20 protein-coding genes, 2 tRNA genes and 1 pseudogene are annotated in these 25154 nt (G+C 72.3%); 20 read left to right on the top strand and 3 right to left on the bottom strand.

What is annotated here, in order from left to right; translation table 11 throughout:
* Position 1: 1 nt before the first annotated feature.
* Together AB0I68_RS08630 and AB0I68_RS08625 are read right to left on the bottom strand one after the other, a co-directional pair.
* Positions 2–1195, bottom strand: coding sequence for a glycosyltransferase (locus AB0I68_RS08630; RefSeq protein WP_363176487.1), 1194 nt, complete (start codon positions 1193–1195; stop codon positions 2–4).
* Positions 1192–4071: a bifunctional glycosyltransferase family 2 protein/CDP-glycerol:glycerophosphate glycerophosphotransferase gene (locus tag AB0I68_RS08625; protein ID WP_363176486.1), complete on the bottom strand. Its 2880-nt coding sequence runs from the start codon at positions 4069–4071 to the stop codon at positions 1192–1194. The genes AB0I68_RS08630 and AB0I68_RS08625 overlap by 4 nt, the downstream gene beginning before the upstream one ends.
* Before the next feature lie 158 nt (positions 4072–4229).
* Between AB0I68_RS08625 and AB0I68_RS08620 the strand changes: the two genes are divergently transcribed.
* From AB0I68_RS08620 to AB0I68_RS08590, 7 genes are all read left to right on the top strand, one after another.
* Positions 4230–5258, top strand: a complete 1029-nt coding sequence (locus AB0I68_RS08620; protein WP_363176485.1) for a glycosyltransferase family 2 protein — start codon at positions 4230–4232, stop codon at positions 5256–5258.
* 3 nt (positions 5259–5261) lie between these two features.
* A complete protein-coding gene (locus AB0I68_RS08615) occupies positions 5262–5684 on the top strand; it encodes a GtrA family protein (RefSeq protein ID WP_363176484.1) in 423 nt (140 codons plus the stop codon).
* 89 nt (positions 5685–5773) lie between these two features.
* Positions 5774–6901 carry a glutamate 5-kinase gene (gene proB, locus AB0I68_RS08610; RefSeq protein WP_053786815.1) on the top strand — a complete coding sequence of 376 codons (1128 nt, stop codon included), beginning with the start codon at positions 5774–5776 and terminating at the stop codon, positions 6899–6901.
* An 84-nt stretch (positions 6902–6985) separates the two neighbouring features.
* The gene (locus AB0I68_RS08605) at positions 6986–7378 is read left to right on the top strand and encodes a hypothetical protein (protein ID WP_363176483.1); all 393 of its coding nucleotides are present in this window, start codon (positions 6986–6988) and stop codon (positions 7376–7378) included.
* A 392-nt stretch (positions 7379–7770) separates the two neighbouring features.
* A complete protein-coding gene (locus tag AB0I68_RS08600; RefSeq protein WP_363176482.1) occupies positions 7771–9048 on the top strand; it encodes a glutamate-5-semialdehyde dehydrogenase in 1278 nt (425 codons plus the stop codon).
* A 77-nt stretch (positions 9049–9125) separates the two neighbouring features.
* Positions 9126–9674, top strand: coding sequence for a hypothetical protein (locus AB0I68_RS08595; RefSeq protein WP_363176481.1), 549 nt, complete (start codon positions 9126–9128; stop codon positions 9672–9674).
* 68 nt (positions 9675–9742) lie between these two features.
* A complete protein-coding gene (locus tag AB0I68_RS08590) occupies positions 9743–10906 on the top strand; it encodes a hypothetical protein (protein WP_363176479.1) in 1164 nt (387 codons plus the stop codon).
* On the opposite strand, the gene AB0I68_RS08585 is transcribed toward AB0I68_RS08590, so the two are convergent.
* Positions 10890–11981, bottom strand: a complete 1092-nt coding sequence (locus AB0I68_RS08585) for a M48 family metallopeptidase (RefSeq protein WP_363176478.1) — start codon at positions 11979–11981, stop codon at positions 10890–10892. The two genes, AB0I68_RS08590 and AB0I68_RS08585, sit on opposite strands and share 17 nt — an antisense overlap.
* A gap of 141 nt (positions 11982–12122) precedes the next feature.
* Between AB0I68_RS08585 and AB0I68_RS08580 the strand changes: the two genes are divergently transcribed.
* From AB0I68_RS08580 to AB0I68_RS08520, 13 genes and pseudogenes are all read left to right on the top strand, one after another.
* Complete coding sequence (locus tag AB0I68_RS08580) at positions 12123–12290, top strand: hypothetical protein (protein WP_363176477.1); 168 nt, start codon at positions 12123–12125, stop codon at positions 12288–12290.
* Positions 12291–12358: 68 nt separating this feature from the next.
* Positions 12359–12976: a nicotinate-nucleotide adenylyltransferase gene (gene nadD, locus AB0I68_RS08575; RefSeq protein ID WP_363176476.1), complete on the top strand. Its 618-nt coding sequence runs from the start codon at positions 12359–12361 to the stop codon at positions 12974–12976.
* 24 nt (positions 12977–13000) lie between these two features.
* On the top strand, positions 13001–14683 hold the full coding sequence (locus AB0I68_RS08570) for an LCP family protein (protein WP_363176475.1): 1683 nt from the start codon (positions 13001–13003) through the stop codon (positions 14681–14683).
* A 120-nt stretch (positions 14684–14803) separates the two neighbouring features.
* Positions 14804–15250 (top strand): ribosome silencing factor, encoded by a 447-nt coding sequence (gene rsfS / locus AB0I68_RS08565; protein ID WP_030297201.1) that lies wholly within the window; start codon positions 14804–14806, stop codon positions 15248–15250.
* Complete coding sequence (locus AB0I68_RS08560) at positions 15247–15903, top strand: histidine phosphatase family protein (protein WP_363176714.1); 657 nt, start codon at positions 15247–15249, stop codon at positions 15901–15903. Before rsfS ends, AB0I68_RS08560 begins: the two co-directional genes overlap by 4 nt.
* Positions 15904–16015: 112 nt before the next feature.
* Positions 16016–16088: transfer RNA gene (locus AB0I68_RS08555), tRNA-Ala, on the top strand.
* 143 nt (positions 16089–16231) lie between these two features.
* Entirely contained in the window at positions 16232–16465 is a 234-nt protein-coding gene (locus AB0I68_RS08550; RefSeq protein WP_008738908.1) for a hypothetical protein, read from the top strand.
* Positions 16466–16614: 149 nt separating this feature from the next.
* Positions 16615–16687: transfer RNA gene (locus tag AB0I68_RS08545), tRNA-Ala, on the top strand.
* Between the two features lie 248 nt (positions 16688–16935).
* Positions 16936–19806 (top strand): leucine--tRNA ligase, encoded by a 2871-nt coding sequence (leuS, locus tag AB0I68_RS08540; protein WP_363176474.1) that lies wholly within the window; start codon positions 16936–16938, stop codon positions 19804–19806.
* Positions 19807–19930: 124 nt separating this feature from the next.
* Entirely contained in the window at positions 19931–20695 is a 765-nt protein-coding gene (locus AB0I68_RS08535) for a hypothetical protein (RefSeq protein ID WP_363176473.1), read from the top strand.
* 72 nt (positions 20696–20767) lie between these two features.
* On the top strand, positions 20768–21613 hold the full coding sequence (locus AB0I68_RS08530; protein WP_363176472.1) for a DegV family protein: 846 nt from the start codon (positions 20768–20770) through the stop codon (positions 21611–21613).
* A 141-nt stretch (positions 21614–21754) separates the two neighbouring features.
* Positions 21755–22780, top strand: a complete 1026-nt coding sequence (locus AB0I68_RS08525) for a ComEA family DNA-binding protein (protein ID WP_363176471.1) — start codon at positions 21755–21757, stop codon at positions 22778–22780.
* Positions 22777–25149, top strand: a pseudogene (locus AB0I68_RS08520) (ComEC/Rec2 family competence protein); the annotation flags it as partial. The gene AB0I68_RS08525 and the pseudogene AB0I68_RS08520, both read left to right, overlap by 4 nt.
* Positions 25150–25154: the final 5 nt, after the last annotated feature.

The raw sequence follows: 25154 nt of genomic DNA, 5'->3' as shown, positions 1-25154 counted from the left end.
CTCAGCGCTCCAGAAACGTGAACAGCTCTTCCCAGCGGTCGGTGATCTCGGCGCTGGAGTAGCGCTGCACATTGCGGAAGGCGTTGTCGCCGAGCCGGTCGCGCAGCTCGCGGTCCGACATCAGCACATCGAGGTGCCCGGCCAGCTCCATCGTGTTGCCCAGCCGGGCCAGCAGACCGTCCTCGCCGTGCTCGACGATCTCCCGTACGCCGGGCGCGCAGTCGAACGCCGCTGCCGGCACGCCCGCGGCCATCGCCTCGAGCAGGGTGATCGGGAAGCCCTCGGCCCGCGAGGCCTGCGCGAAGACCGAGGCCCCGCGCAGCGCGCCCAGCACGTCGTCGGTGCTGCCCATCCACTCCACGGAGTCCTCCAGGCCGAGCGCGGCCGCGTGCGCCCGCAGCGCCGGCTCCTCCACGCCCGCCCCGTAGACCCGCAGGACCCAGTCGGGGTGTTGCGGCGCGGCCTCCGCCCACGCGTCGAGCAGCAGGTCCACGCCCTTCTCGAAGGCGAGGCGGCCGACGCTGGCGACGACCTTCTCCGTGCGCGGAGCGGGGGAGTCCGGCATGAACGGCAGCGGGTTCGGCATGCTGCCCACGTTCTCCATGCCGGCCCGGATCCACAGGTCCGCGTCCTCGGAGGTCAGCACGAGCAGCCGGTCGACCTCGGGGTAGTACCGGCGGACCCGCTGGCCGCGGGTGGACTTCTGGCTGGCTTCGAACGACTCGTGGCTCATGCCGATGACGGTGAGCCCCTTGGTGTCGGCGAGCGCCACCCACTCCATCGCCCAGACCTGCGTGACGATCACGACGGCCCCGGGGCGGGCCGCACGGAACAGCTCGTTCAGCTTTTCCGCCGTGGCCCGCATCTTCGCCCGCCGGGCCGCCTGGCGGCGCCGCTCGGGGGCGTTCAGCCGGCCCTTGATCCCGCGCAGGCGGCGGGCCTTCGGCGGGTGGGCGTCGTACAGGGTGGTCGTCTCGTACGGCAGGTCCTGTGGCAGCTTCTGCCGGATCTCCTCGGCGACCGGGGCGATGCCGACGATGTGCACCCGGTGCCCGCGGTCGGTGAACAGCCGGGCCATCTGGTGCGACCAGGTCGTCACGCCGCCGAGCTCGTCGACGCTGTTGGAGACGATGAAGACGTCACGGCCGCCAGGCTGTTCGTTGCGCGCGCCGGACTCGGCGGTCTGCTGGCTCACTTGCCGCTCCTGGTGAAGAACTTCTCGACGATCTGGCGGGCCGCGTCCCCGCGGTCGTACTCGCCGAACTCGGTGAGGAAACGCTGCCGCGCCTCCGCGTACTTGGCGTCCGCCTCGTCGAAGGCGGCGAGGGCCTGGAGGAGCTCGTCGGCCGTGGCCACCACCGGGCCGGGGGCCTTCTCCTTCAGATCGAAGTACGTGCCGCGGATGTCGGTCGCGTACTTCTCGTAGTCGTACGCGAAGAACACCATCGGCCGGTCCAGGACCGAGTAGTCGAACATCACGGACGAGTAGTCGGTGATCAGCCCGTCGGCGAGCGCCAGCAGCGGGGTGATGTCGTGGTGCCGGGACACGTCGACGACCCGGCCCGCGACCGACGGCGGCAGCGAGACGCTGTTGAGGTAGTGGGTGCGCACCAGCAGCGTGAAGCGGTCGCCGAGCCGCTCGGCGAACTCCTCCACGTCGAAGGGGAACTCGAAGCCCTCCACCGCGCCGTCCGCGTTCGCCCGGAAGGTCGGCGCGTACAGCAGCACCTTCTTCTCCGGGTCGATGCCCAGCTCGGCGGCGAGCGGCCCGCGCACCCGCTCCCCGCTCTGCGCCTCGGCCCGCTGCGCCTCGACCAGGGCGTCGTTGCGGGGGTAGCCCGTGCGCAGCAGCACCTCGTCGCGCAGCCGGAAGCCCTTGGCGAGGGTGCGGGTGTCGTGCTCGGAGCGGATCAGGAAGTGGTCGAAGCGGTTGACGGCCGCCTGGAAGCGGTCCTGGCCGGCCTTGCCCTGCGCCTTGGTGCGGGGCTCGTGGAAGCCCATGCGCTTGAGCGCGGAGCCGTGCCAGGTCTGGATGTACGTGGTTCCGGCGCGCTTGGTCAGGGCGAGGGGGAAGCCCTGGTTGTCGACCCAGAACTCGGCCTGCGCCAGCGCGCGCAGGTACGGCCAGCTCCAGCGGCGCACCAGGGTGGCGTCCTTGGGGAAGCCGGTGGGCTTGCCGCCCGCGTACGACCAGATCGCCTCGAACGGGACGCCCTGGCGGACCATCTCCTCGTAGATCGCCTTCGGGCTGTCGCTGTACTGCTTGCCCATGTGGCTCTCGAAGACGACCGTGCCCTTCTTGATCGGCAGCTTCGAGAAGACCTCGTGGTAGACCTTCACCTTCTGCTCGCCCGAGCCGAGGTTGCGGCGGGCCCGCAGGGCCTTGCGCAGGCCCCGCTTGACGAAGCCGGCGGCCTTGCCGTGCATCGCGCTGCTGATCAGCGTCTGGGTGCGGACGGCGGCGGCGCCCTCGGCGGTCAGGACGTAGGAGAGGTTCCCCTTCTTGGTCACCTCCGGCTCGAAGCGGTCGGAGACCAGCCGGGTCAGCCGCGGGCGCACGCGCAGGCGGGCCGCCGACTCCAGGTCGACCGCGCCGACGGAGACGCGGGTGGTGAGGCGGTCGCCGCCGGAGGTCAGCTTCAGGCGGACGTCCCAGACGGCGTCGATGATGCCGAGGGGGCGGACGGTGCTGCCGATGTCGGCCGTGGCGGTCCACTCGATCGTGTCACCGGCGTGGCGCACGGTTGCCACCGGGAAGCTGAAAGAGCGCACGCCGATCTGCCGGCGGGCCCGGAACTCGAGCGTGGCCCCCAGTTCCGCTTCCGGGCTGATCCGGCCCAGCGGGTTCACCACGGTGCCCGAGAGCGTGACGGTGCCGCGTCCGTCGTCCTCGTAGGAGGTGAGGCGGTTGCCCAGCGCGAGGGAGCCGAGCGGGGCGGTGTGGAAGCCCTGCTCGGTGACGTCCAGTATCCGGCGGGCCTCGGCGGCGTCGGGGCCGTCGAGGTGCTCGGAGCACCAGTAGACGCGCCCGTCGCGCTCGGCGAGCGGCGAGGACAGCCGGCCCTTGTTGGTCATGGCGTCGGCGGCCGGGAGCAGGTTGTCCCAGTCCTCCTTGCCCAGCAGGTAGGCACAGATCGCCTGGAGGTACGTGACGTTCTCGTACGCGGCCGGGTCGATGCCGGCCAGGTAGCCGTTGGCGAGGCGGGCGAACTCCTGGCGGTACGCGTCGCCCAGCAGGGGCAGGTCGCGCAGGTGCAGCACCAGGTCGTGCTTGAGGAACTTGGCGTCCTTCGCGGACTTGATGTCCGTGTGGCCCTTGGCGGCCAGCAGCTCGTCGACGCGGCGGTGGATCTCCATCCGGTGGACGAAGTTCGCGATCTCGTGGCGCCGGTTGCTGATCGACTTCGCCGCGGCCTTCTCGACCACGTTCCAGTAGTAGACGTGGTTCGGGATCAGCGTGATGCGGCGGGCGGCGACGTAGGCCTGCGCGGAGAACAGCAGGTCCTCGTAGTGGATGCCGACCGGGAACTCCAGGCCCTGCTCCAGCAGGAACGCGCGCCGGTAGCACTTGTTCGTGGAGAGGGTGTCGTAGACCAGCAGGTCGGGGTCCTCGGTGATCGACTCCAGCGTGCGGGTGCGGGAGTAGATCCAGGGGTACCACTCGGTGGTCTTGCCCCACCGGTTGTCGAGGTGCACGCGGACGCACATGCCGGAGACCAGGTCGGAGCCGGTCCGCTCAGCCGCTGCCAGCATGTTCCGGCAGGCGTTTCGTTCCAGCACGTCGTCACTGTCCAGGAACATGACGTACGTGCCGGTCGCCTGCCGGATGCCGTGGTTGCGCGGGGCTCCGCAGCCGCCGCTGTTCTCGGGCAGCCGGAAGGCGCGCACTCTCCCCGGGTGAGCGGCTTCGAGTTCCTGGGCGACCGCATACGACCGATCCTTGCTGCAGTCGTCGACGATCACGACTTCGACCCCGTGCAGGGTCTGGTCCAAAACCGACTGGACGGCTGTCGGCAGACGCTCTGCGTCGTTGTAGACGATGACGACCACGGAGACGTCAGGCACGTGCACCTCGATCCCTTCGTTCCATTCCGCTTAACCCGTCAAAGCTACCGTGTGCCGCGCTCGGCTCCGGCAGGCCGACCCTCGGCGTGCATACTTCTCAGCAAGAGGTGTGTGGCGGGTCCGGTCGCCGACAATCACCCGTTCGGACCCAGCAGGAAGTGTTCATGACGAAGCTGTCCGTAGTCGTCCCTTGCTACAACGAAGAAGCCGTGATCGACAGCTTCGACGTGGAGATCCGCAGGGTCCTGGACGCCCTGCCCGTAGAGTACGAGGTCTGCTACGTCGACGACGGTAGCCGCGACGGTACGCTCGCCAAGCTCCGTGAGATCGCCGCCGAGCACGGGGACCGCACCCGGTACGTCTCCTTCAGCCGCAACTTCGGCAAGGAGGCCGGCATGCTCGCCGGCCTGCGCGAGGCCACCGGCGACGCCGTCGTGATCATGGACGCCGATCTCCAGCACCCGCCGGAGCTCATCGCCACCATGCTCGACTACCACCGGCAGGGCCACGACCAGATCATCGCCCGGCGCACCCGCGAGGGCGACAAGAAGGTCCGCTCCGCGCTCAGCCGCCTCTACTACCGGGGCGTCAACCGCTGGGTCGACGTGGAGCTCACCGACGGCGTGGGGGACTTCCGCATGCTGTCCCGGCCGGCCGTGGACGCGCTGCTGTCGCTGCCGGAGTACAACCGCTTCTCCAAGGGACTCTTCTCCTGGATCGGCTTCGACACCGTCCACTTCGACTACCGCAACGCCCAGCGCGAGGCCGGCGAGACGAAGTGGAAGTTCGGCTCCCTGCTGAACTACGCCATGGACGGGCTGATCTCCTTCAACAACCGGCCGCTGCGCATGGGCATCTGGGCCGGCGTGTCACTGGTGGCCCTGACCGCCCTGTACGCCCTGTACATCGCCATCATGGCCATGACCAACGGGATCGACGCGCCGGGGTACGTCACCCTCGTGGCGATCATCGTCGGCATCGGCGGCGTTCAGATGATCATGCTGGGTCTGATCGGCGAATACATCGGCCGGATCTACTACGAGACCAAGCGCCGCCCGCACTTCCTGGTGAAGGAGGCGCACGGCGCGGACCCGCAGGCCCGGCCCGACGCCGCCGGGGTCCGGGCGGAGCGCGAACGGGGCGGCCTGTCCGCCTCGCGCCTGACGGTCTCCGCCGAGCGCGAGGTGCACTGACCCATGCGAAGCCAGCTGGGCCAGATCTTCCGCTTCGGCCTCGTCGGCGCCGTCAACACCGGCACCTTCTTCGCCATCTACCTGCTCCTGCACCCGTGGATGCCGTACTTCCTCGCCTACACCCTCGCGTTCCTGCTGGCGATGGTCGGCTCGTTCTTCATGAACACCTACTTCACCTACCGGACCAGGCCCACCTGGAAGAAGTTCCTCCTCTTCCCCCTGACGAACGTCACGAACTACGTGATCCAGTCCGTCGGGCTCTACGCCCTGGTGACCTGGGCCGGGCTCGACACCCGGATCGCCCCGCTCGTCGCCGCCGTCGTGGCCATCCCGTTCACCTTCCTGCTGTCCCGCAAGATCCTCGTCCCCGGCGCCGCCGCGCAGGCCGGGGACCCGGAGCCTGCGCGCAGCGGGCCCGCCGGCTGAGTCCACGGTCTGAAACCCCTGCGCGGGCGCCGCGCACCACCCCGTAGATTGAGGTGGCAGACGTACCGGCAAGGGGCAAGGGGACAGACGTGTCAGCGGCTAGGCAAGGTGTCGTGGACGCCCGCAGGATCGTGGTCAAGGTCGGATCCTCCTCCCTGACCACCGCGGCCGGCGGACTCGACGCCGACCGGGTGGACGCCCTGGTCGACGTACTGGCCAAGGCCCGCAGCGGCGGCGAGAAGGAGATCGTCCTCGTCTCCAGTGGAGCCATCGCCGCCGGACTCTCCCCGCTCGGCCTGCGCCGCCGCCCCACGGACCTGGCCCGGCAGCAGGCCGCCGCCAGCGTCGGGCAGGGGCTGCTGGTCGCCCGGTACACCGCCTCCTTCGCCCGGTACGGAGTCCGCGTCGGCCAGGTGCTGCTGACCAGCGACGACACCAGCAGGCGCGCCCACTACCGCAACGCGTACCGGACCCTGGACCAGCTCCTGGCCATGGGAGCCCTGCCGGTCGTCAACGAGAACGACACCGTCGCCACGGACGAGATCCGCTTCGGCGACAACGACCGGCTCGCGGCCCTCGTCGCCCACCTCGTCCGCGCCGACCTCCTCGTGCTCCTGTCCGATGTGGACGGCCTGTACGACGGCGACCCGTCGCTGCCCGGCACCACCCGCATCGACGAGGTGCGCGGCCCCGAGGACATCGCCCACGTCTCCATCGGCAGCGCCGGCAAGGCGGGCGTGGGCACCGGCGGCATGGTCACCAAGGTCGAGGCGGCACGGATCGCGGCGGCGGCCGGCATCCCGGTCGTCCTCACCTCGGCGAGCCAGGCGGCGGACGCCCTGGCCGGGCGGCCGACCGGCACGCACTTCCACGCCACGGGCCGCCGCTCGGCGGACCGGCTGCTGTGGCTCCAGCACGCCTCGACCCCGCAGGGGCACCTGGTCCTGGACGAGGGCGCCGTACGCGCGGTGACCGAACGCGGCAGCTCCCTGCTGCCCGCCGGGATCGCCGCCGTCGAGGGCGAATTCGTCGCCGGCGATCCGGTGGAACTGCGCGCGCCCGACGGCCGCGCCGTGGCCCGCGGGCTGGTCAACTTCGACGCCAAGGAGCTCCCGCAGCTCCTCGGCCGCTCCACCCGGGAGCTGGCGAAGGAACTCGGCCCGGAGTACGAGCGCGAGGTCGTACACCGCGACGATCTGGTCCTGCTGCAGGGCTGAGGTTCGGTAAAACCGCCGCGCGGCGGGCCGGGGACTGGTCAACTGTGAGGGGCGTACAGGCATGGCGCAGACAGGAGGCGGCTGGTGAGACGAGCGCTGACCAGCATCAGCGGCGGCGGGGACGAGAGCGGCGATGCCTCCCGACTCTGGCACGTCACCCTGAGCGTCTCGGGCAAGCCGGCTCCGCTGACCGAGGTCCGACGCGGGCTGGAACAGCTGGCCCATGACCACCCCTTCCTGCTGACCAGCAGATACGCCGACGACCACGCGGAGATCCGGTACTGGGAGGAGGCCCGCGACCTCCACGACGCCGCGGCCGTCGCCCTGCGGCTGTGGGGCGAACACCGCTCCTCGGCGCAGCTCCCGCCGTGGGAGATCGTCGGGCTGGAAGTCATCGACCGGGCCACTTACCACCTCCGGGTGGCAGAAGGCTACGGCCCGCCCCCGGCCCACCCCGTGGGCGTGCACCCGTACTGATGCCCGCCTCGCACCGCTTCGCGGGCTTCGGCCCGCCGGGCAGATCCAGCCCCGCCGGCGTTTGAGGCGCGGGGGTGCGGGGGCGGAGCCCCCGGGTCTTTCCAGCGTCCGGGGCGGAGCCCCTGGGGGCACCTCCCAGCGGTAGCCGGGGGAGGGACGGTGGAAGGGCGGGCAGGGGACGAGCCCCGCAGGGACCACCACCACCCGCACCCGCCCCCGGCCGGCACCGGACGGCGGCGGAGCCCCGAGCCCGGTCCCTGGTCCCCGCCGGACGGCGCGGTGGCCGAAGCCCGGGAAGCGTCCGGGAGTGGCGCGCGGGCCAGACCGGGACGGGCGTCTCGGGGGCTGGAACCCCGTCGGCCCGGGCGGGTCCGGGGACTACCCTGGGCGGCATGACCTCGCTCGACGCCACCGTCTCGCCCGTGATCGCCACCGCGCAAGCGGCCCGCACGGCCGCCGCGGCCATCGCCCCCCTCCCGCGGTCCGCCAAGGACACCGCGCTCCTGGCCATCGCGGACGCCCTGGAGGCCCGTACGGCCGAGATCGTCGCCGCCAACGCCGTCGACACCGACAAGGCCCGCGCCGCCGGCACCAGCGAGACCGTCGTCGACCGCCTCACCCTCACGCCCGAGCGCGTCCGCGCCATCGCCTCCGACGTGCGCGACGTCGCCGCCCTTCCCGACCCCGTCGGCGAGGTCGTCCGCGGCTCGACCCTCCCCAACGGGATCGACCTCCGCCAGATCCGCGTCCCGCTCGGCGTCGTCGGCATCATCTACGAGGCCCGCCCCAACGTCACCGTCGACGCCGCCGCCCTCTGCCTCAAGTCCGGCAACGCGGTCCTGCTGCGCGGCAGCTCCTCCGCCTACGCCTCCAACACCGCCCTCGTCGCCATCCTCCGCGACGCCGTGGAGAGCGCCGGCCTGCCCGCCGACGCGGTCCAGCTGGTCCCCGGCGAGTCCCGTGACTCCGTCCGCGAGCTGATGCGCGCCCGCGGCCTCGTCGACGTCCTCATCCCGCGCGGCGGCGCCTCCCTCATCAAGACCGTCGTCGAGGAGTCCATCGTCCCGGTCATCGAGACCGGTACCGGCAACTGCCACGTCTACGTGGACGCCCAGACCGACCTCGACATGGCCGTGGACATCCTCATCAACTCCAAGGCCCAGCGGCCCTCCGTCTGCAACTCCGCCGAGACCCTCCTCGTGCACCGCGACATCGCCGACGCCTTCCTGCCGCGCGCCCTCGACGCCCTCGCCGACGCCGGCGTCACCGTCCACGGCGACGCCCGGGTCCTCGCGGCCGCCGAGAACACCAAGGCCACCGCGCTCCCCGCCACCGACGAGGACTGGGCCGCCGAGTACCTCTCCTACGACATCGCCGCCGGCGTCGTGGACTCCCTCGACGACGCCGTCGCCCACATCCGCCGCTGGACCTCCGGCCACACCGAGGCGATCGTCACCACCTCGCAGGCCGCCGCCCGCCGCTTCACCCAGCTGGTCGACTCGACCACGGTCGCCGTGAATGCCTCCACCCGGTTCACGGACGGTGGCCAGTTCGGCTTCGGCGCCGAGATCGGGATCTCCACCCAGAAGCTGCACGCCCGGGGCCCGATGGGCCTTCCGGAGCTCACCTCCACCAAGTACATCGTCACGGGCGACGGTCACGTTCGGTAGTCGGACACCGAACACCGGGTGGCCGGATTTCGGCGTACACCCTGCCCAAAGCAGTGCCCCAGGTCTAGGCTGTTGCTGTGCCGGACGACGTGGGGGGCAAGATCCCGGACGACGGGGAGCCCGACAACGACGACCGCGGAGGCGCGGATCAGGACTTCGCCTCCGTGGTGTTCGACGAGGACTTCGTCCGGAGCGCCGAAATCCATGAACCGAGCGCCGCAGAGCGACAGCGGGCCGCCGACCGGGCGCGCGCGGAGGCGGAAGCCGCCCGCGCCGTCGCCGGCGGCTGGACGTCCGACGACGACCACGACGGGTACGGCTACGGCCGCACCGACGGGTACGGCCTCGACGAACCCGGCTGGGAACACGGCCCCGGCTTCACGGAAGGCCCGTACGGGGCCTACGGCGGCGCCCTGCGCCCCTACCGGGGCCGCTCGCGCTGGCTGCGCCCGGTCGCCTGGGTGCTCGCCTTCGTGATGGGCCTCGGCATGGTCGCCCTCGCCTTCAGCGCCGTCTACCGCAGCGCCTCGCGCGACGCGGACCACGCTCCCGCGCCCGCCAGCACCCCGCTGACGGAAGTCAGCGGCGCCGGAGCGTTTATGTACCCCGTCGGCCGCCAACCCTGAAGGTACGACCCCACTCGCGTTCGCCGGAGCCGGGGGCTTCTCTGAAGCGGGGACAGCGGGGAGAAGCAATGGCCGTGCCAGGAGATCCACCCGACGGCACCCCCGAGGGCATCGGCGGGGGCGACGAGGAATTCCGATCGGACGAGTACCGGTCGGACGAGTACCGGTCGGTGGTGTTCGACGAGGACTTCGTCCGGGCTGCCCGCCTCCAGGAGTTCTCCGCCCAGGAACGGATGGGCGAGCACGCGCGGGCCGTACGCAGCCGGTCCATCTGGTCCGGGAGCGGGCCCTCCCGGCCCCGGACCAGCACCCCCGGCCGCGGCGCCCGCCAGGGCATGCTGCTGGTGCTGCTCATCGCCGTGGCCTTCGCCGCGGCCGTCTACATGGGCCTGAGCAGCCCGGCCGCACTTCCGGCCGCCGGCCGGACCGATCCGCTGAGCAGCACGGTCGTGCCCCTCGCGCCGGCGGGCGCGGTGGTCGGCGGGCGGCCCGTCGACCTGTACGCGAAGAGCCCTGCGGCCGACTTCCGCGTCGGGGCGGCCGGGATCACCCTGCCCGCCGCGCGCCGCACCCACCACTTCACCGAGGGCCAGGTCGTCACCGCGCTGTCCATCGCCAAGGACTACCTGGTGCAGTCCTCGCTGGACCCCGACGTGCTGGCCGGCACCGCCACCCGGCCCGTGCGGGTCCTGCTCGACCCCGACCAGCTGGCGCAGTTCGACCGCAGCATGACCTCGCCCTCCGGCGACGGGCAGCACGCGGCCACCGGCTGGCTGGTCCGCTTCGACCCGGGCACGGCCGTCGTGGCCGACACCCGGGTCCGGGTGAGCGGAACCCTCGCCTTCGAGGAGGTCTCCGCGGACGTGCTCGAGGTGACCACCGACCACGCTTTCGTGTACGCCGTGCGCCCCGCCACCGGATCCCCGGCCGCGGCCGACGGCGCCTCGCTCTTCACCGTCCGGCGCGAGCTGCGGCTGCGCTTCGACCGGGAAGACCTCGCGGCCCGGCGGGCGGAGCTGGTCTCGGCCTATGTGATGGCCGGTCCGCAGGACTGTTCCGCCGAGCCCGCCGAAGGCTTCCGGCCGGTCCTGGCAGGGGCCGGACCGACCACGGTCGGCCCGGCCGTGAGCGACCCGTACGCCAGCGGCACCCCGAGGCGCACCGCCGGGCTGTGCGGCGTACTGGCGCCGCCCACGCCCGGCGGGACCGCCTCCGTCAGCCCTTCTCCGTAGCGCCGTCGCCCTTGTTCTCGGTGCGCGTGCCCGTGCCCGTACCGGCGCCGCCGGCCGCGGCCGTGAACTTGTCGCGCAGCTTGCCGCCGACGCCGGCCGCGCCGCCCGCGAAGTCGCCGACCAGCTTGATCAGCGGGTCCTTGCTGCTGCGCACCGCGTCCGCGTAGTGCGCGGCCGACTCCCGGAAGGAGTCCGTCACCGAGGTGTCCTTGTCCTCGTCCCGCCGCGGGTAGTGGCCGTCCATGATCCGCTGGTAGTCCCGGTTCTGCGACCACTTCTTCAGCTCGGCCGCCCGCACGGTGGTGAAGGGATGCGTCCGCGGCAGCATGTTGAGGATCTTCAGCACGGAGTCGCGCAGGTCGCCGCTCGACTCGTACTCCTCGGCCTGGGCCAGGAAGGAGTCCACGTTCATCTCGTGGAGGTGGTTGCCGCCCGCGATCTTCATCAGGCCGCGCATCGAGGCGTTCACGTCCTGCCCGACCAGCAGCCCGGCCCGGTCCGCCGACAGCTCCGACTTGCGGAACCACTCCCGCAGGGCGGTCACGATCGCCATGATCGCCACATTGCCCAGCGGGATCCACGCCACCTTCAGCGACAGAGCCGTCAGGAACAGCAGGATCGTGCGGTACACCGCGTGCCCCGACAGCGCGTGGCCCACCTCGTGGCCCACGACCGCCCGCATCTCCTCCTCGTCGAGCAGCTCGACCAGGGCGGTCGTCACCACGATGATCGGCTCGTCCAGCCCGATGCACATGGCGTTGGGCCTCGGGTCCTGCTGCACGTACATCTGCGGGACCTTCTCCAGGTCCAGGATGTAACAGGCGTCGCGCAGCATCTCGTGGAGGTGCGGGAACTGCGTCTCGCCGACCCGGACGGAGTCCGACAGGAAGAGCAGGCGCAGGCTCCGCTCCGGAAGCAGTCCGCTCAGGGCCTTGAACACGGTGTCGAACCCGGTCAGCTTGCGCAGCGCCACCAGCGCCGAGCGGTCCGCCGGGTGCTCGTACGCGCGCGAGGAAATGCCGGGAAACCTCCTGCGGTCCCTCGCCGGCACCTTCTCGAACCCGGACTCCGTCATAACGCCCTCCCCCTTGATCGGCCTGTGCGCTGCTGTGTCTATCCTCTCCAACGCCTGAGTCGGCGTGAGCGTGCCCCAGGCCCCCGCATACGATGTGAGCGAAGTCTCCGCCCGCTCCCCGACTCGATAGGTATCTGCCTGATGAGCCTCTCCTCCACCGCCCACAACCTGGTCGTTCTCGCGTCGGAGGGCGCCGAGCAGCACGGCGGCAACCACGACAGCCTGAACCCGTTCCTGACCGGTGGCGGCGCGCTGTGCGTCCTGCTGCTGATGCTCTGGGTGACCTCGCGCCTGAACCGCGACCGCTGAAGCCCCCGTCGCGCGCACGCTCGATCGCGGGTCGGCACCGCTCCGCCGGGCCAGTAGGCTCTGCGCTCATGGGAGAGCAGGAGATGCCTACCGGCCCGGTCAAGCGCCGGCTCGGCGTGATGGGCGGGACTTTCGACCCGATCCACCACGGACACCTGGTGGCCGCCAGTGAAGTGGCCGCCCTGTTCCACCTCGACGAGGTGGTGTTCGTGCCGACCGGCGAGCCGTGGCAGAAGTCCCAGCGCGCCGTGTCCCCCGCCGAGGACCGCTATCTGATGACGGTCATCGCGACGGCCTCGAACCCCCAGTTCTCGGTGAGCCGCATCGACATCGACCGCGGCGGGCCGACGTACACGATCGACACCCTGCGTGATCTGAGCGCGCTCAACGAAGACGCCGACCTTTTCTTCATCACCGGTGCCGACGCCCTCGCCCAGATCCTGACCTGGCGAAACGCCGACGAGCTCTTCTCGCTCGCCCACTTCATCGGAGTGACCCGGCCGGGCCACGTGCTCACCGACGACGGGCTCCCCGAGGACGGCGTCTCCCTGGTGCAGGTGCCCGCGCTGGCGATTTCTTCCACGGACTGCCGCACACGGGTCGCCCAGGGGGACCCTGTCTGGTATTTGGTGCCCGACGGTGTGGTGCGCTACATCGACAAGCGTGAGCTGTACCGGGGAGCCTGAGCTTCCGGAGAGAGGGGCCCCGCGGTGAACGACCGACAGGAGCCGTACGACCCGTACACAGCCCAGGAGCAGCAGCTCATCGGGTACGACGCCTACGGGCGGCCGGTGTACGGCCAGGTGCCCGCGCAGCCCGCCGCCCAGCCCGCCCCCGGGCAGCAGTACGAGCAGCAGTACGGCTACGACCACCAGGGCTACGGCCGGCAGCCCGAGCAGGCGTACTACCAGCAGCAGCCGCAGCAGCCGGCCGCCCCGGACTACGGGCAGCAGCAGTACACCCAGGCCCCCGCCTACGGGTACGACACGCAGCACCCGCAGCAGACCCAGCAGTGGATCCCGCAGCAGGCCGCCGCCGAGCCCCCCGCCCCCGTGGCCGAGCCGCAGCCCCCGCGCCCCGCCCAGGTCCCCGAACCGCGCCGGGCCGAGGACGAGCCGTCCGCCCCGGACTACCGCACCGATCAGTTCGCCTTCATCGACCAGCCGGACGAGGACTCCGAGGACGTCATCGACTGGCTCAAGTTCACCGAGAGCCGGACCGAGCGCCGCGAGGAGGCCCGCCGCCGCGGCCGCAACCGGGTGGTCGCCCTGATCGTCGTCCTCGCCCTCTTCGTCGTCGGCGGCGCCGGCTACCTCTGGTACGCGGGCAAGCTGCCGTTCCTCGACGGCCCCGGGCAGAAGAAGGACGCCGCGGCCGCCGCCGGACCGCAGAAGCGCGACATGATCGTCGTCCACCTGTACAACACCAAGAAGGGCGGCACCTCCACGGCGCTGCTCGTCGACAACGTCACCACCAAGAAGGGCGCCACCGTCCTGCTGCCGAACACGCTCGGCGTCTCCAAGGACGACGGCACCGGCACGGCCCTCGGCAAGGCGGTCGAGGAGGGCGGCTCGGGCGTACGGGACTCCCTCGACTCGGTGCTCGGCACCCACATCGGCGGTACGTGGCGCCTGGACACCCCCTTCCTGGAGAACCTGGTCGAGCTGGTCGGCGGCATCGACATCGACACCGACACCGCGGTCCCGGCCGACGACGCCGCCAAGATCCCGGCCGTGGGGCAGGGCCCGAAGCAGCACCTCAGCGGCGCGATGGCCGTCGCGTACGCCACCTACCGCGCCCAGGGCGAGCCCGAGGCCAAGCAACTGGACCGCCTCGGCAAGGTGCTCTACGGGGTGCTGCGCAAGATCCCCGGCGACCCGAAGTCGGCGACCGTCACCGTCGAGAGCATGGGCCAGATCCTCGACCCCTCCCTGAACGCCCAGACCCTCGGAGCCCTGCTGGCCAGGCTCGGCGAGCACGCCAAGGAGGGCGCCGACGCGTACCGCACGGACGTCCTGGGGGTGAAGCCGGACGGCGCGCTCACCGACGACGCCAACAAGAACGTCGTCAAGGAGGTGCTCGGCGGAAGCTTCACGGCGGCCCAGGCCGGCACCGCGCCGCGCGTCGGCCTCAAGGACGCCACCGGCGACGACAAGACGCAGGTCGCGGCGAAGGCGGCCCTGCTGAACGGCGGCTACACCTTCGTGGACGGCGGCAAGGCCGACAAGACCCAGCCCGCCACGCAGATCACGTACCAGGACGACGCACAGCGGGCCAAGGCGATCGAGGTCGCCAAGACGCTGGGCCTGCCGGAGACCGTCGTGAAGAAGGGCGAGAACGCCGTGAACGCCGACGTCGTGGTGACGTTGGGCAAGGACTACAAACCGTCCTGACCCGGGCCTGGCCAGGCCCTCAGGCGGTGCCTCCGCCCGCGCGGGACGTTCAGCGCGGGCGGGGTCGGCGGTACATGAGACCCTTGTAAGGATCTGCCCGCCAACCCGAAAGCATGGCCAGTGACCGCCACGGACCGCTCCATCGAGCTCATCACCGCCGCCGCCCAGGCCGCGGCCGACCGGCTCGCGCACGACATCATCGCGTACGACGTCAGCGACGTGCTGTCGATCACCGACGCCTTCCTGCTCGCCTCGGCGCCCAACGACCGCCAGGTCAAGTCGATCGTCGACGAGATCGAGGAGCGCCTGCTGAAGGAGCTCGGCGCCAAGCCGGTGCGCCGCGAGGGCGACCGCGACGCCCGCTGGATCCTGCTCGACTACATCGACATCGTCGTCCACGTGCAGCACAGCGAGGAGCGGGTCTTCTACGCGCTGGAGCGCCTGTGGAAGGACTGCCCCGAGATCGAGCTGCCCGAGGACGCCAAGCTCACCAAGGGCAAGGCCGAGGAGCACGCCAAGCTGCGCGAGGCGGCGGGCGACGACGAGCTGGACGGTGATCTGTTCTGAGTGCGACCGCCACCGGGAAGACCGGCCGGAAGATCGTCCTCTGGCGACACGGCCAGACCTCGTGGAATCTGGAGCGCCGCTTCCAGGGCTCCACGGACATCAAGCTGACCGAGACGGGTGTGGCGCAGGCGCGCCGCTCCGCCCGGCTGCTCGCCTCGCTGAAGCCGAACGCCATCGTGGCCTCCGATCTGCAGCGGGCTTCCGCCACGGCGGCCGAGCTGGCCGCCGTCACGGGCCTGCCCGTGGCGCACGACGCCGCGCTGCGCGAGACGTACGCCGGTGAGTGGCAGGGCCTCACGCACGACGAGATCATCGCGAAGTACGGCGAGCAGTACGCGGCGTGGAAGCGCGGCGAGCCCGTCCGCCGTGGCGGCGGCGAGCTGGAGACCGAGGTCGCCGACCGGGCGGCGCCGGTGGTGCTGGAGCACGCCGGCCGGCTGCCGGAGGGCGGCACGCTCGTCGTGGTCAGCCACGGCGGGACCATCCGTACGACCATCGGCCGGCTGCTGGGCCTGGCGGCGTACGACTGGGAGGGCCTGGGCGGGCTCTCCAACTGCTGCTGGTCCGTCCTCGGCGAGGGCGCGCGCGGCTGGCGTCTGCTGGAGCACAACGCCGGCACGCTGCCGGAACCGGTGCTCGGCGACGACGACTGAGTCCGCCTCAGGGCGGCTCCCACCCGGATTTCACTTTCCGGCTGGTCACAGGCTAGAGTTCTTCTTGTTCGCAGCGCAGAACACCGGAAACGGGGGGAGCGCAGCGGAGAGCGGGGCTATAGCTCAGTTGGTAGAGCGCCTGCATGGCATGCAGGAGGTCAGGAGTTCAATTCTCCTTAGCTCCACAATCAGGATCCCGTCCCCAACAGGGGGCGGGATCCTTCCGTTTGTTCCTTCGGTGCCTGCTGACCTGCCCCGTACCCGCGTGGCAGAATCGGACCGCCGGAGGGGGAGTCGACGGCCCGATGCGGGAGGGAGTCGCTGACGGATGGGTGCACACCGGCGGCGGTGCGACTGGTGCAACAACGGCACGCCGATCGTGCGGGACATGGACCCGGTCAACCCCGACTACCAGTACTGGTGCGAGGAATGCGCGCGGGCGCTGATCATAAAAGGCGACCCGATCGAGACGTACCGCGAGCTGGAAGGGGAGCCGATCTACGGCCGGCTGCTCGACGAGCACTGCACGCTCAAGCGGTTCTACCAGTTCGCCAGAGCGTAGAGCCGCAGAGCGGAACAGGGGCGAACCGGGCGAGCCTGAGCGCCCGGAAACCGATTTTTGGACCTGGGCCATGACCGTGTAATGTTCTCGATGTCGCCAGGGGGAACCGGCAAGGGAAACCGAGCAGGGGCCCGGCGGCAGAGAAGCAAGGGGCTATAGCTCAGTTGGTAGAGCGCCTGCATGGCATGCAGGAGGTCAGGAGTTCAATTCTCCTTAGCTCCACAGAAGAGAAGCGGGCCACCCGGATCGGGTGGCCCGCTTCTCGTTGTGCGGAACGGTCGAGCGGCTGCCGGGACCGCTGCGGTACCCTGGCGCCATGCGTGCCGTACGCCTTCTGCTTACCGAGCCGCGCTGATCAGTGCCGACCCTTCGAGACGGTCGGCATCGGCGCGGCGCCCCCTCCTGTGCGAGGGGTTTTTTCGTTTGGGCAGGCAGAGACGGCAGAGACGATCGATGGAGCTTCAGAAATCATGAGCGAGACGAACACCCCGGCCCCCGAGGCGGCCGAGGGGCACCGTTACACGGCTTCCATGGCCGCCGACATCGAGGCACGCTGGCAGGACGTCTGGGACGCGCAGGGCACCTACGAGGCTCCGAACCCGACCGGTGACCTGGCCGGGGACCCCGCGGTCGTCGCACGGCCCAAGAAGTTCATCATGGACATGTTCCCGTACCCGTCCGGTGCGGGCCTGCACGTGGGTCACCCGCTGGGGTACATCGCCACCGACGTCTTCGCCCGGCACCAGCGGATGACCGGCCACAACGTCCTGCACACCCTGGGCTTCGACGCCTTCGGCCTGCCGGCCGAGCAGTACGCCGTGCAGACCGGCACGCACCCGCGGGTGTCCACCGAGGCGAACATCGAGAACATGAAGGTCCAGCTGCGCCGGCTGGGCCTGGGCCACGACAAGCGCCGCTCGTTCGCGACGATCGCCCCGGACTACTACAAGTGGACCCAGTGGATCTTCCTGCAGATCTACAACTCCTGGTACGACGCGGACGCGGCCAAGGCCCGCCCGATCGCCGAGCTGGTCGCCGCCTTCGAGGACGGCTCCCGTGAGGTCCCCGGGGGCCGCTCCTGGGCCGGCCTGACCGCGGGCGAGCGCGCCGACGTACTGAACGAGCACCGGCTGGCGTACGCCTCGGACGCGCCCGTGAACTGGTGCCCCGGGCTGGGCACCGTACTGGCCAACGAGGAGGTCACCGCGGACGGCCGCTCCGAGCGCGGCAACTTCCCGGTCTTCAAGGCCAAGCTGAGCCAGTGGAACATGCGGATCACCGCGTACGCCGACCGGCTGCTGGACGACCTGGACGCGCTGGACTGGCCCGAGGCCATCAAGCTGCAGCAGCGGAACTGGATCGGCCGCAGCGAGGGCGCGCGCGTCGACTTCGCGGTCGGCGACGACGCCGTCACGGTGTTCACCACGCGTCCCGACACCCTGTTCGGCGCCACCTACATGGTGCTGGCGCCCGAGCACGAGCTGGTCGAGAAGATCGTCCCGGCCGAGTGGCCCGAGGGCACGCACCAGGTGTGGACCGGCGGCGCGGCGAGCCCCGGCGAGGCCGTGGACGCGTACCGCAAGCAGGCCGCCGGGAAGTCGGACGTCGAGCGCCAGGCCGAGGCCAAGGACAAGACCGGTGTCTTCACCGGCGCGTACGCGACCAACCCGGTCAGCGGCGACCAGGTCCCCGTCTTCATCGCGGACTACGTGCTGATGGGCTACGGCACCGGCGCGATCATGGCCGTCCCGGCGCACGACAGCCGCGACTTCGCGTTCGCGCGCGCCTTCGAGCTGCCGATGCGCTGCGTCGTCGAGCCCTCGGACGACCGCGACGCCGACCCGGCCGAGTGGGACGACGCGTTCTCCTCGTACGACGGCACCATCGTGAACTCGACGGGCGAGGGCGTCTCGCTGGACGGCCTGGGCGTCGTCGAGGCCAAGGCCGCCATCACGGCGTGGCTGGCCGAGCAGGGCATCGGCGAGGGGACGGTCAACTTCCGGCTGCGCGACTGGCTGTTCAGCCGCCAGCGCTACTGGGGCGAGCCCTTCCCGATCGTCTACGACGAGGACGGCGTCGCGCACCCGCTGCCCGAGTCGATGCTGCCGCTGGAACTGCCCGAGGTCGAGGACTACTCGCCGCGCACGTTCGAGCCGGACGACGCCACCTCGAAGCCGGAGACCCCGCTGTCGCGCAAGGCGGACTGGGTCAACGTGGAGCTGGACCTGGGTGACGGCCGCGGGGTGCGCTCGTACCGCCGCGAGACCAACACCATGCCCAACTGGGCCGGTTCCTGCTGGTACGAGCTGCGCTACCTGGACCCGAACAACGCGTCCGCGCTGGTCGACCCGGAGATCGAGCAGTACTGGATGGGGCCGCGCGAGGGCGCGCCGCACGGCGGTGTCGACCTGTACGTCGGCGGCGCCGAGCACGCCGTGCTGCACCTGCTGTACGCGCGCTTCTGGTCGAAGGTGCTGTTCGACCTGGGCCACGTCTCCTCGGCCGAGCCGTTCCACAAGCTGTTCAACCAGGGCATGATCCAGGCGTACGCGTACACCGACTCGCGCGGTGTGTACGTGCCGGCGGCCGAGGTCGAGGAGCAGGGCGGCGGCTACTTCCACCAGGGTGAGCCGGTCAAGCGCGAGCACGGCAAGATGGGCAAGTCCCTGAAGAACGCCGTCACGCCCGACGAGATCTGCGAGGAGTACGGCGCGGACACCCTGCGGCTGTACGAGATGGCGATGGGCCCGCTGGACGTCTCGCGTCCGTGGGACACCCGGGCCGTGGTGGGCCAGTACCGGCTGCTGCAGCGCCTGTGGCGCAACATCGTGGACGAGGAGTCCGGCGCGGTCACCGTCGTGGACGGCGAGCCGGCCGAGGACACCCTGCGCGCGCTGCACAAGGCGATCGACGGGGCCGGCGCGGACATGGCGGCGCTGCGCTTCAACACCGCCATCGCCAAGATCACCGAGCTGAACAACGCGCTGACCAAGGCGGGCCGCCCGCTGGAGCGCTCGGTCGCGGAGCGGCTGGTCCTGCTGATCGCCCCGCTGGCCCCGCACATCGCGGAGGAGCTGTGGCAGCGCCTGGGCCACGGCGAGTCGGTGGTCCACCAGGACTTCCCGGTCGCGGACCCGGCGTACGTCGTGGACGAGAGCGTGACCTGTGTCGTCCAGATCAAGGGCAAGGTCAAGGCCCGTCTGGAGGTGCCGCCGACGATCTCCGAGGGTGACCTGGAGCAGCTGGCGCTGGCCGACGAGGCGGTCGTGGCGGCGCTGGGCGGGGCCGAGATCCGCAAGGTGATCGTGCGCGCGCCGAAGCTGGTGAACATCGTCGTCTGAGGCGCCTTGCCCCTGATCTAGGGGTGTTCCCGTACGGGCAGGTTGGGGGTTCGTTTGGAACCCCTGACCTGCCCGTGGCGTTTACGGTGGAGGGGACGGAAACGGCAGGGGAAGGGAGCCTCTCATGGAGGCGGGCGCGTTGATCATCATCTTTGCCCTGTTGGTGCTGTTCGCCTTCCTGGGGCTGGGGGCCTGGGCCACCGTGAAGGTGGTCGGCGCGGCGCAGCGCGGCGTGGACCGCACCCTCACGCAGGCCCGCCGGACCGTGGAGGACACCGCGCTGAAGGCGAAGAGCTTCGGGCAGGTGGGCGTGGCGGGGGCGCTGGCACAGCTGCGGCTGGACCTGCGGACGTCGATGCGGGCCACGCAGCAGGCGCTGTACCAGGGGGTTCAGACGGATGCCTCGCTGAAGGAGTCGATCGGGCTGTTCGAGCGGCTGAACGCGCACGGGCACGAGCTGGACGACGAGCTGAAGCGGCTGGAGCAGGAGCCCGACCGGGGGCGGATCGCCGCGCTGCTGCCGGATCTGAAGGAGCGGACGGCCAAGATCACGCAGGCCGCGGACTCGCTGCGGTGGGCCGCCCGCGACCGCGCCCGGCGCTTCGCGGAGGACGACCTCTCGGCGCTGTCGGCGCAGATCGAGGTCGAATCGGATGCGCTGCGGGACTGGTCCCGCGATTCGGTGGACGACCTCGCGGCAGCGGCAGCGGCGTGGGACGCCCAGCAGCCGCCCCCGGCCGGGCCCGCCGGGTCCGCCGGCCGCGCCCCGGCGCCCGCGGCGGGCCGCGGCGGGCGCACCCCGGACCCGCAGCCGGCGGCCCTGAACCCGTCGGCCCCGGCGACCCGCCACCCGTGGCAGAAGGCCCCGCGCCCGGAGACGACGACCTGAGCCACGAGCGGGTCCGCCCCCGGCCACGGGTCGGGCTGCCGTCCCACCTCCACTGGCGGTAACCTCCGGCTCATGTCCCGCCATGTCGCGATCGTCACCGATTCCACGGCCTACCTGCCCCAACCGGCCATGACGCGGCACGGAATCACCTCCGTACCGCTGACCGTGGTCCTCGGCGACGAGGCTCTCGAAGAGGGCACCGAGATCTCGGCCCGCAGCCTCGCCCTGGCCCTGCAGAAGCGCCGGCCGGTCACCACCTCCCGCCCCAGCCCGGAGGAGTTCGTACGGGCCTACCAGGCGGCCGCGGAGGCCGGCGCGACCGGCATCGTCAGCCTGCACCTGTCCGCCGAGTTCTCCGGCACCTACGACGCCGCCGTGCTCGCCGCCCAGACCGCCCCGGTCCCCGTCCGCGTCGTCGACACCGGCATGGTCGCGATGGCCCTCGGGTTCTGCGCCCTCGCCGCCGCCGAGGCGGCCGAAGCGGGCGGCTCCGTCGACGAGGCCGTGGCCGCCGCCGAGAAGCGCGCCGCGGACATGTCGGCGTACTTCTACGTCGATACCCTCGACTACCTGCGCCGCGGCGGCCGGATCGGGGCCGCCCAGGCCCTCCTGGGCTCGGCCCTCGCCGTCAAGCCGCTGCTCACGCTGGAGGGCGGGCGGATCGAGATGCTGGAGAAGGTGCGTACGGCCTCCAAGGCCATCGCCCGCCTGGAGGAGCTGGCCGTCGAGCGGGCCGGGGCGGGCAGCGTCGACGTGGCCGTGCACCACCTCGCGGCGCCCGAGCGGGCCGAGAAGCTCGCGCACCGGCTCCGTGAGCGCATCCCCGGCCTGGTCGAACTGCACGTCAGCGAGGTCGGCGCGGTGATCGGCGCGCACACGGGGCCGGGGCTGCTGGCGGCGGTCGTCTCACCCCGCTGATCACCGATCTCGCCCCGCTGGTCACCGGATCCCGCTCCGCTGGTCACCGGAACGAGTGGCCGGGTTATCCACAACGGCCGGGATATCCACCGGAATTGATAAATCCGGACCGGGGTCGGGATTCGTCCCTACCGTCGTGCCATGACTCTTCGCACACGTACCCCGCACCCCTCCGGAGCCACCAGCGGACCCGGCCGTCCCCGTCTCTCCGACGGCCGGCTGCGCCACCGCCGGGGCCGCGCCCGCCCGCACCACCCCGAGCCCGCGGTGGTGCGCCGCCGGGCCGAAGCCCTGCTCGGCGGCAGCGGCCCGCCGCAGGCCCCGCCACCGGAGACGGTGTCGGGCCCGGAGCCCGGGATCCGGTCCGTGGCCGATCCGCCGCCGGAGGAGATCCGGCCGCCGGAGGAGATCCGGCCGCCTGAGGGGAGCCGGCCGCCGGAGGGGAGCCGGCCGCCGGAGGAGATCCGGCTGTCCGGCGGAGCCGCGATCCGGCTCGCCGTACGGGAGCGGCTGCCCGTGTGGCTGCAGGCCCGGTGCGGGGTGGAGCAGCGTACGGTGGCCGCCGTGGCGGTGGTGCTGGTCGCCGCGGTCGCCTTCGGCGCCCGGCAGTACTGGGCGGCCCGGCCGGAGCCGGTGACCGCGCCCTCGGTGGTCACCCCGGCGACGGCACCGGCACCAGCACCGGCACCGGCACCCGCGCCGAGCCCCGGACCCCCGGTCGCCGCCGGAGGCGCCGGCACGCGGATCGTGGTGGACGTCAGCGGCAAGGTCCGCGACCCGGGCGTGCGGCGGCTGCCCGCCGGCTCGCGGGTCGAGGACGCGCTGGCCGCCGCCGGGGGAGTGCGGCCCGGTACGGACACCACCGGGCTCAACCGGGCCCGGGTGCTGGTCGACGGCGAACAGGTGGTGGTGGGCGCCCCGGCGCAGCCCGCCCCGGGCGGGCCGGGCCCGGGTGCCGCCGCCGGTTCCGCCGCCGGTCCGCTGAGCCTCGGCACGGCCACGGTGGAGCAGCTGGACGGCCTGCCCGGGGTCGGCCCGGTGCTGGCGCAGCACATCGTGGAGTTCCGCACCGCCCGCGGCGGCTTCCGTTCGGTGGACGAGCTCCGGCAGGTCAACGGCATCGGCGAGCGGCGGTTCGCCGACCTGCGCAAGCTGGTCCGGCCGTGAACCGCCCCGAGGGGACGGGCCCGCTGGATCTGCGCCTCGCGGTACCGGCGCCGGCCGCTTGGGCGGCGGCCGCCCTCGCCCTCGACGCACCGGCCGGCTGGACCGCCGCCGGGGCCGTGCTCGGCGTCCTCGGCGCAGGGCTGCTGCTCCTGGCCGCGTGCCGGCGTCCGGAGTCGCTGTGGCGGATCGGCACGGCTGCGGCCGCCGCCCTGCTCTGCGCGGCCGCCGGTGCCGGTGTGGCAGGCCTCCAGCGGGCCGAGGCGCGCGCCGGGCCGGTCGTGGGGCTGGCCGCGGAGCACGCCCGGGTCCTCGCCGAGCTCACCGTCGACTCCGACCCGCGGCCCGCGCGCAGCGGGAGCGGCCCGCCCGTGGTGGTCCTGGATGCGGTGGCGACCCGGGTGACCGGGCCCGACGGGAGGCAGACCCGCATCGAGACCCCCGTACGGGTGCTGGCCGGGCATCCGCAGTGGGCCCGGCTGCAGCCGTCCACCCGGGTCGCGGTCGTCGCCCGGCTGGCCCCGGGCCGGGCCGGGGAGCGGGCCGTGGCGCTGCTGCGCCCGGCCGGGGACACCCCTCCCCGGGTGACCGCCGGCCCCGGCACCGTCCAGCGGCTCGCCGGGAGACTGCGGGCCGGGCTGCGCAAGGCCACCGAGGGGCTCGCACCGGACGCCCGGGCCCTGCTGCCGGGGCTGGTGGTCGGGGACACCTCCCGGGTGCCGCCCGACCTGGACGCGGCCTTCCGGGCCACCGACCTGCTGCACCTGCTGGCCGTGTCCGGGTCCAACCTGACCGTGGTGCTGTTCCTGCTCATCGGCCCGCCCGCCGCCGCGCAGCGCGCCGAGCGGGGCGGGATCGCACCCCGCCTCGGGCTGTCCCTGCGGGCGACGGCCCTGTGCGGGACGGCGCTGACCCTGGCGTTCGTGGTGGTGTGCCGGCCGGAGCCGAGCGTGCTGAGGGCCGCGGCCTGTGGCGCGATCACCCTGCTGGCCATCGCCACCGGGCGGCGCAGATCCCTGATCCCCGCCCTGGCGGCCGCCGCCCTGCTGCTGGTGCTCCACGACCCGTGGCTGGCCCGCAGCCCCGGCTTCCTGCTCTCGGTCCTGGCCACCGGGTCCCTGCTCACGCTCGGCCCGCGCTGGAGCGAAGCCCTGCGGCGCCGCGGGATGCGGCCCCGGCTCGCCGAGGCGCTGGGTGCCGCCGCGGCCGCCCAGGCGGTCTGTGCGCCGGTGGTCGCCGTGCTCTCGGCCCGGGTGAGCCTGGTCGCGGTGCCCTGCAATCTGCTCGCCGAGCTCGCGGCGGGTCCTGCGACCGTCCTCGGCTTCGCGGCGCTCGCGGTGGCGCCGCTGTCCCTGCCCGTCGCGGAGCTGCTCGCGCGGTGCGCGGGGGTGCCGGCCGGGTGGATCGCCGCCGTCGCCCGGGCCGGGGCGCGGCTGCCGGGCGCGGAGCTGGCCTGGCCGGGCGGGCTCACCGGAGGACTGCTGCTGGCCGCCGCCACCATGGCCGTCGTGGTGATCGGCGCACGGATCCGGTACCGGCCGTGGGTGTGCTCCGCACTGGCCGTGCTGCTGCTCCTGGCCGTCCTGCGGCCCCCGCAGCTCACCCGTACGCTCACCCGCTGGCCGCCGCCCGACTGGAGCTACGTCCAGTGCGCGGTGGGCCAGGGCGACGCCGCCGTGCTCGCCGCCGGCCCGGGCACGGCCGTGGTGGTGGACGCCGGTCCGGAACCGGGCCCGGTGGACGAATGCCTGCGCGCCCTGGGGGTGCGCCGGGTGCCGCTGCTCCTGCTGACGCACTTTCACGCCGACCACGTCGGCGGCCTGCCGGGGGTGCTGCGGGGGCGGGCCGTGGGTGTGATTCAGACCACCACCCTGGAAGAGCCCGCCGGGCAGGCCGAGTTCGTCCGGCGGACCGCGGCGGCCGCCCACGTGCCCGTCGTGCCGGCCTCGGCGGGGGAGCGGCGCCGGGCCGGACCGCTGGAGTGGCAGGTGCTGTGGCCCTCGCCCGACGGCCCGCGTCCGGAGGGGCCCAACGACGCCAGCGTCGCCCTGCTGGTGCGCGGCGCGGGCCTGACCCTCCTCCTGCTCGGGGATCTCGAACCCCCTTCACAGCAAGCCCTCCTGACGGCCCATCCGGAACTGGGGCCGGTCGACGTCCTCAAGGTCGCCCACCACGGCTCCGCACACCAGGACCCCGGTCTGCAGTCGAAGATCCGGCCCCGGCTCGCGATCGTCCCGGTCGGCGAGGGCAACCGCTACGGGCACCCTTCACCGGGTACGCTCGCGCAACTGCGGAGCCTGGGCGCGACCGTACTGCGCACCGACACCGACGGCTCGATCGCCGTCGCCGGGAGCGGCCCGCAGATGCGGGCGTTCCC

Origin of the sequence: Streptomyces sp. NPDC050448 (assembly GCF_040655295.1) — a bacterium.
Classification (GTDB): Bacteria; Actinomycetota; Actinomycetes; order Streptomycetales; family Streptomycetaceae; genus Streptomyces.
The sequence above is the reverse complement of the archived record's forward strand: the minus strand, read 5'-3'. Positions and strand labels throughout refer to the sequence as shown.